The sequence below is a fragment of the Mesorhizobium sp. M0983 genome (assembly GCF_040318975.1).
In the GTDB taxonomy this organism is placed as follows: domain Bacteria; phylum Pseudomonadota; class Alphaproteobacteria; order Rhizobiales; family Rhizobiaceae; genus Mesorhizobium.
Genome location: NZ_JAMYNH010000007.1, coordinates 322,085 through 328,491, shown reverse-complemented (window position 1 = coordinate 328,491; position 6,407 = coordinate 322,085). Strand labels below are relative to the sequence as shown.

6 protein-coding genes and 1 pseudogene are annotated in these 6,407 nt (G+C 64.3%); 3 read left to right on the top strand and 4 right to left on the bottom strand.

What is annotated here, in order from left to right; all coding sequences use genetic code 11:
• Positions 1 to 21 precede the first annotated feature (21 nt).
• The 4 genes and pseudogenes from NKH71_RS16270 to NKH71_RS16255 form a co-directional block, all read right to left on the bottom strand.
• Positions 22 to 465: pseudogene (locus NKH71_RS16270) on the bottom strand (ABC transporter permease subunit); the annotation flags it as partial.
• Positions 465 to 1,196 carry an ABC transporter permease gene (locus tag NKH71_RS16265; protein WP_036244431.1) on the bottom strand — a complete coding sequence of 244 codons (732 nt, stop codon included), beginning with the start codon at positions 1,194 to 1,196 and terminating at the stop codon, positions 465 to 467. The pseudogene NKH71_RS16270 and the gene NKH71_RS16265, both read right to left, overlap by 1 nt.
• A 126-nt stretch (positions 1,197 to 1,322) precedes the next feature.
• Positions 1,323 to 2,117 (bottom strand): transporter substrate-binding domain-containing protein, encoded by a 795-nt coding sequence (locus NKH71_RS16260; RefSeq protein WP_352483947.1) that lies wholly within the window; start codon positions 2,115 to 2,117, stop codon positions 1,323 to 1,325.
• 54 nt (positions 2,118 to 2,171) lie between these two features.
• Positions 2,172 to 2,981 carry an ABC transporter ATP-binding protein gene (locus tag NKH71_RS16255; protein ID WP_352483948.1) on the bottom strand — a complete coding sequence of 270 codons (810 nt, stop codon included), beginning with the start codon at positions 2,979 to 2,981 and terminating at the stop codon, positions 2,172 to 2,174.
• Between the two features lie 218 nt (positions 2,982 to 3,199).
• On the opposite strand from NKH71_RS16255, the gene NKH71_RS16250 reads away from it, so the two are divergent.
• From NKH71_RS16250 to NKH71_RS16240, 3 genes are read left to right on the top strand one after another with little or no spacing between them, the layout of a single operon-like run.
• Entirely contained in the window at positions 3,200 to 4,048 is an 849-nt protein-coding gene (locus NKH71_RS16250; RefSeq protein ID WP_352895163.1) for a dimethylarginine dimethylaminohydrolase family protein, read from the top strand.
• Positions 4,045 to 5,625, top strand: a complete 1,581-nt coding sequence (locus NKH71_RS16245) for a 5-guanidino-2-oxopentanoate decarboxylase (RefSeq protein ID WP_023718024.1) — start codon at positions 4,045 to 4,047, stop codon at positions 5,623 to 5,625. Before NKH71_RS16250 ends, NKH71_RS16245 begins: the two co-directional genes overlap by 4 nt.
• A 57-nt stretch (positions 5,626 to 5,682) precedes the next feature.
• Complete coding sequence (locus NKH71_RS16240) at positions 5,683 to 6,390, top strand: SDR family NAD(P)-dependent oxidoreductase (protein ID WP_023718023.1); 708 nt, start codon at positions 5,683 to 5,685, stop codon at positions 6,388 to 6,390.
• Positions 6,391 to 6,407 lie beyond the last annotated feature (17 nt).

Below are 6,407 nucleotides of genomic sequence, written 5' to 3'. Positions count from 1 at the left end.
CGCATCCGCCTACAAGAGACATGAGCTCGTCAGAGAAAGAACGGCGTAGGGCCATGCCTGCCTTAGAATGGGCCAGAGGAACGACTCGCGTATCCACGGAAATTGCGGAAACAGCGAACCCAGTCCGTAGTAGAGCAGCCAGAGCTGGAGCAGCAGCGGCGTGCCGCGAACAATCGTGCAGAACACCTTGGCCGGCACGCTCAAGATCGGCGGGCCGATCACCTGCGCCAGGCCGAGGGGGATGGCGAGCGCGATGCCCAGAGCCGACGTTACCACAAGCAGCCAGATGGTCCGCCATATGCCTTGCAAAGCCAGCGGCAGATAGGTGGGAAGCCAATCCCAGCGCATGAGGAAAATCGATGCCAGTACGACAACCAGCGCGATCAGGATCAGAGCTATGCGGTGTGGCTGCATCCAGAGCGAGGCCCGTGCGGCGGCGTCAATGACCGGGGTTTCGGTCGCCATCAGTGCGATCCCGCGATCGACGGCATGCCGCGTCGCGCCCAGCGCTCAACCCGCCCGATGACGACGTTGGAGACGAGGGTCAGAACGAGATAAAGCGCGCCCGCCGCCATGAAGAAGGTGAAATAAGCCTTCGTCGCGCCGGCTGCCGTCCGTGTGGTTTGGGTCAGTTCATTGACGCCGACGATCGCGAGAAGCGCGGTGTCCTTGGTGGCGATCAGCCACAAATTTGCCAGCCCCGGAATGGCGAAGGGCAGCATCGCCGGCAGCGTTATACGCCTGAGAAGCAGGCCGGGAGGCATTCCATAGGCCCGCGCGGCTTCGATCTGGCCTTGCGGAACGGCGCGGATTGCGCCGCGCAAGACTTCGGTGGAGTAGGCGCCCTGCACGACCCCGAGCACGCCTATGCCGGCGACAACCCCGTTGATGTCGATCGCGGCATAGCCGAGCGCGGTAAGCAACTGGTTGATGAGGTCGGTACCAGCGAAATAAAGCAGCAGGATCAGCACCAGCTCGGGCACGGCGCGGACCACTGTGGTGTAAACTTCCAGCAGGTCACGGACCACCGGCCCGCCATAGAGCTTGCCATAGGCGCCGCCGACGCCGATCAAAAGACCAACCCCAAAGGAACCGAAAGCAATTCCGACGGAGTTTGCCAGCCCATGCAGAAGGCTGAGACCCCTGCCGTTCGGCGGTTCGAAGGACAGCAATTCCAGCGAACTGGCTCCGAACATGGTGGCGAGAACGTCGCTCAGCTTATGTCCCCTGGACTTGCGGGTTGAGGCGCCAATGATGCGTCAAGCCGGACATGCCCACCGCGACGACGGCGGCTAGGCATGCCCGGCTTGACGCCGTTGCCGTCAGTTGGACTGCGACGCTTCGCCGTAGATGTCGAAATCGAAGTACTTCTTGGTGATTTCGGCATATTTGCCATTGGCCCGAATGGCCTTGATGGCGGCATTGATCTTGTCCTTGAGCTCGGTGTCGCCTTGGCGCATGCCGGCGCCGACGCCCGGCCCGAGCACTTCAAGGTCCGGCGCGACATAACCCTTGAGGTCGCAGCACGCCTTGCCTTGGTCCGACTTCAAAAACGCGTCGAGCGCGATCGAATCGGCCTGAGTGGCATCGATCCGGCCGGCGGCGAGATCCTGATTTGCCTCGTCCTGCGTCTGGTATTCCTTGATTTCCGCAGCGTCGGTGAAGTGCTTCTTGGCGTAGGCGGCGTGCACCGTAGACGCCTGAACGCCGACTATCTTGGCTTTCAGCCCCTCTGGCGTCGCATCGAATTTCTGATCCTTGGCGCCGATCACCGCAGTCGGCGTGTTATAGTATTTGTCGGAGAAGTCGATTTCCTTCTTGCGCTCGTCGGTAATGGACATCGAATTCATGATCGCATCGATCTTCTTGGTTTTAAGCGCCGGGATGAGGCCGTCCCACGGGACTGGCGTCAATGCGCAATCCAGCTTGGCTTCGCCGCAAATGGCGTTGACAATGTCGACTTCCCAGCCACCCCACTTGCCGGAAGCATCCTGCGAGTAAAACGGCGGATAGGCTTCCGGCGAAAAACCCACCTTGATCTGTTCGGCGCTTGCCGAAAATGCGCCCGACAATGCGATCAGCGTGGCCGCGAGCGCCGTTTTGAGAAAAGGTTTCATTTTTCAGTTCTCCCGTTTTTTGGTTTTGACGTTCCCGTCTGCTTTTCTCGCAAGTCATCCAACATTGCGCAGAAACTGCTTCAGCCTTTCGGATTTTGGTGCGCCGAAGATCTGTTCCGGCGGCCCTTCTTCCTCGACCAGCCCGTTATGGAGATAGACGACATGCGTCGCCACCTCGCGGGCAAACTTCATCTCATGCGTGACCAGCACCATGGTGCGGCCTTCGCGCGCCAGGTCGCCGATCACCTTCAGCACTTCGCCGACCAACTCCGGGTCGAGCGCCGAGGTCGGCTCATCGAACAGCATGACGCGCGGATTGATGGCCAGCGCCCTGGCTATCGCTGCGCGCTGCTGTTGGCCGCCCGACAGATAGACGGGGTAGACGTCGCGTTTTTCGGCCAGGCCGACGCGGGCGAGCAGCTTTTCCGCCTCGCCGATCGCTACATCGCGCTTGACGCCGAGCACATGCACGGGAACCTCGATGACGTTCTCGATCAACGTCATGTGGCTCCAAAGATTGAAGTTCTGGAAGACCATGCCGAGCTTGGAGCGGATGCGTTCGATCTGCTTGCGGTCGGCGGGCACCGTGTGGCCGTGGCTGTCGGCCTTCAGCTTTATCTCTTCGCCATTGACGCGGATGATGCCGCTGGTCGGGTTCTCCAGGCAATTGATGCAGCGCAGCAGCGTCGACTTGCCCGAGCCGCTGCCGCCGATGATGGCGATCACCTCGCCATCGCGCGCCGACAGCGAAACGCCCTTCAATACGTGCAGCTTGCCGAAATTCTTGTGCAGGTTCTCGACGTGGATGGCTTCGGCGGCGCCGTTCTGCACCGTATGCTTCAGGGCGGTGGCCGGCGCTGTCATCGTCGCGGTGCCCCGCGGAGCAGCCGAGGCAGTCCTTGCTGGAATTTATTACCCATTACCCGTCACTGGACAGCGTTCCGATTCTCAAGATGGACCGTTCCGCTTGCCTCCGTCAACCGCAGTTTTTGGACCATTGATCACGGCCTGCCGAGTGGCTATTGGCAGGAGGGAGCGCGTTTCAGGAGAATTTAGTGGGCAAAGCATACGGGTCGCAGTCGATGGCCGGGCCGCTGCAGCGCCTGCTGATGCGCTCCGCCGCCAGCGCCATGCATCGGGCCGAAGCACTGGAATGGCACTACGGTCCCGGCTTCGATCCGCAAAAAGCGGCGGCCCAGCATGAAGCGCTGGCCGGGCTGATTTCCGGCTCAGGCGCCGAGATCGAATGGCTGAGCGACGCCGATGACGGGCTTGCCGATTCTGTCTTTACCCACGATCCCTCGCTGATGACCGACCATGGCGCGGTCATCCTTGCCATGGGCAAGGCGCTGCGCCGGCCCGAGCCCGGCCTGCACGAGGCAGCTTATGGGCGCATGGGCATACCTGTCCTCGGCCGTATCGAGACTCCCGGCCAGGTCGAGGGCGGCGACTGCGTGTGGATGGATGCAAACACACTGGCGGTCGGCCGCGGCGTACGCACCAATCAGCACGGCATCCAGCAGCTCTCCAATCTGCTTTCACCCAAAGGCATCCAGGTCTATGGCTTCGACCTGCCGCTCTGGCAAGGCCAGGACGCCTGCCTGCATCTGATGTCGGTGATCAGCCCGCTCGCCGACGATCTGGCGCTGGTCTATGGGCCGCTCCTGCCGGTCGCCTTCCACCAGATGCTGCGTGCGCATGGCATTCGCCTGGTCGAGGGCGACGCCGACGAATTCTTCGCCTCGAGCGGGCTCAGCCTGAATGTCCTGCCGACCGCGCCGCGCCAGGTTATCGCCGTTGCCGGTTTTCCGAAGACGGCGGCTGCCATGCAGGCCGCCGGCTGTACGGTCTCGACATTCGAGGCCGATGCGCTGTGCATTGCCTGCGAGGGCGGCCCAACCTGCCTCACGCGCCCGGTGCTAAGACAATGACGACGATCGGCGAAGCGCTCATCACCTTGCTGGAAGCGCACGGCGTCGACACCGTCTTCGGCATTCCCGGCGTGCACACGGTCGAGCTCTACCGCGGGCTTGCGCGGTCGAAGATCCGTCACGTCACGCCGCGCCACGAGCAGGGCGCCGGCTTCATGGCTGACGGCTATGCGCGCGCCAGCGGCAAGCCGGGTGTCGCCTTCGTCATCACCGGGCCGGGGCTGACCAACACCATCACCGCCATGGGCCAGGCGCGCGCCGATTCGGTGCCGATGCTGGTAATCTCGGGCGTCAACGCCACGCCGACGCTGGGCAAGGGCCTTGGCCATCTGCATGAACTGCCGGACCAGCGCGGCATGATGGAGAAGGTGGCGCTGTTTTCGCACCGTGTCACCGAGGCCGGCGAATTGCCCGGCGTGCTCGCCCGCGCTTTTGCACTTTTTTCATCCTCGCGTCCGGGGCCAGTGCATATCGAGATCCCGACCGATGTCATGACCATGCCCGCCACCGGCATCGTGGCGCTGCTGCGGAATTCGGCCCCGCCCGAGCCGGGCGCCGCGGTGATCGCTGAGGCAGCCAGGCTTTGCGCTGCCGCCCGCCGGCCGCTTATCCTGGCCGGCGGCGGCGCCAAAGCTGCCGAAGCGCCGTTGCAGCGCCTGGCCGAGAGGTTGGGAGCGCCGGTCGTCCAGACCGCCAATGCGCGCGGCCTGCTCTATCGCCATCCGCTTGGCGTGCCGGCCAGCCCCAGCCTGAAGGCGGTGCGTGCGCTGATGGCCGATGCCGACCTGGTCATCGCCGCCGGTACCGAATTCGGTCCGACCGATTATGACGGCTATGGCGACGGCGGTTTTGTCCTGCCCGCCAATCTGATCCGCATCGACATCGGCGCCGACCAACTTACCAGGCGGCCGGCCCGGATTTCGATCCAGGCCGATTGTGGCGCAGCGCTCGAGGCGCTGCATGCCGAACTCGGCATGGGCCAGGCGCAATCAGGCGACGGCGCCGCTCGCGCGGCCGCGACGCGGCAAGCGGCCTTTGCCGAGATTGGCCCAGCTATGCAGGCGCAATTGCGCGCCGTCGAGACGATCCGTGATGCGCTGCCTGGCTCGATCATCGTCGGCGATTCGACCCAGCCGGTCTACGCCGCCAACCTCTATTACGATCACGACCGGCCGGGCGGCTGGTTCAACGCCGCTACCGGCTTCGGCGCGCTCGGCTATGGCCCGCCGGCGGCGATCGGTGCTGCCCTTGCCAGGCCTGAGGCGCCGGTCGTTTGTCTCACCGGCGACGGCGGCTTCCAGTTCACCCTGCCGGAACTGGGCGCCGCGCTCGACGCGGCGGCGCCGGTGATCTTCGCCGTCTGGAACAATCGCGGCTACCGCGAGATCGAAACCTCGATGCTCGATGTCGGCGTCGAGCCGGTCGGCGTCTCCCCGGCACCGCCGGATTTCTGCAAATTGGCCGAAGCCTATGGCATTGCCGCCGAGCGGATTTCCGGCGCCGGCGGCTTGGCGGACGCGCTACGGCGGGCGCGGGCGGCTGGACGACCCTACGTCATCGAGATTTCGGTTGAGTGATCGCGCGAAAGGCGCGACCTTCCGCATCGGCGGCGCGCAACGACGGAGCGGTCGAATATGACGGAAACACTGGACGGCAGACATATCGTGGTGACCGGCGGCACCGGGGCGCTTGGCGGCGCGGTCGTAGGGAAACTGCTGGAGCAGGGCGCGATTTGCCATGTGCCCAATGCCCACGCTGCCGCGCCTGCCCATTTTCCCTTCCCGGCACATGACCGCGTCAGGCTGGCGCACAATGTCGACCTCGCCGACGCTGCCAAGGTCGATGCCTTCTATGCTAGCGTTCCGGATTTGTGGGCATCGGTGCATCTGGCCGGCGGCTTCACCGCCGCACCGGTCGAGAAGATCGAGCCCGCCTCCTTTGCCGAGATGATGGACACCAACGCCCGCACCACCTTCCTGTGCTGCCGCGCGGCGATACGCTCGATGCTGGAATCTTCCGTATCGGGCCGCATCGTCAATGTCACCGCGCGAGCCGGGCTCGATCCGCGGCGCGGCTCCGGCAAGGTGGCTTACGCTGCCGCCAAGGCGGCGGTCGCCGCGATGACCGTGGCGATGGCCGAAGAGCTGAAGGGCAAGGGCATACTGGTCAACGCCGTGGCGCCCTCGACCCTAGACACGCCGGCCACCCGGGCTGACATGCCGGGCGCCGATTTCAGCAAATGGGTCAGCTTGGAAGCAGCCGCGGAGGCCATTGCCTACCTCGCTTCGCCGGCCAATCTGGCGATGAGCGGCACGCTGGTGCCGCTTTACGGCAGGGCCTGAAATTCAGGTCGGGTGCA

Coding starts and splice junctions, on each gene's coding strand:
- NKH71_RS16265 (WP_036244431.1), bottom strand. CDS start 1,196: ATGTTCGGAGCCAGTTCGCTGGAATTGCTGTCCTTCGAACCGCCGAAC.
- NKH71_RS16260 (WP_352483947.1), bottom strand. CDS start 2,117: ATGAAACCTTTTCTCAAAACGGCGCTCGCGGCCACGCTGATCGCATTG.
- NKH71_RS16255 (WP_352483948.1), bottom strand. CDS start 2,981: ATGACAGCGCCGGCCACCGCCCTGAAGCATACGGTGCAGAACGGCGCC.
- NKH71_RS16250 (WP_352895163.1), top strand. CDS start 3,200: ATGGCCGGGCCGCTGCAGCGCCTGCTGATGCGCTCCGCCGCCAGCGCC.
- NKH71_RS16245 (WP_023718024.1), top strand. CDS start 4,045: ATGACGACGATCGGCGAAGCGCTCATCACCTTGCTGGAAGCGCACGGC.
- NKH71_RS16240 (WP_023718023.1), top strand. CDS start 5,683: ATGACGGAAACACTGGACGGCAGACATATCGTGGTGACCGGCGGCACC.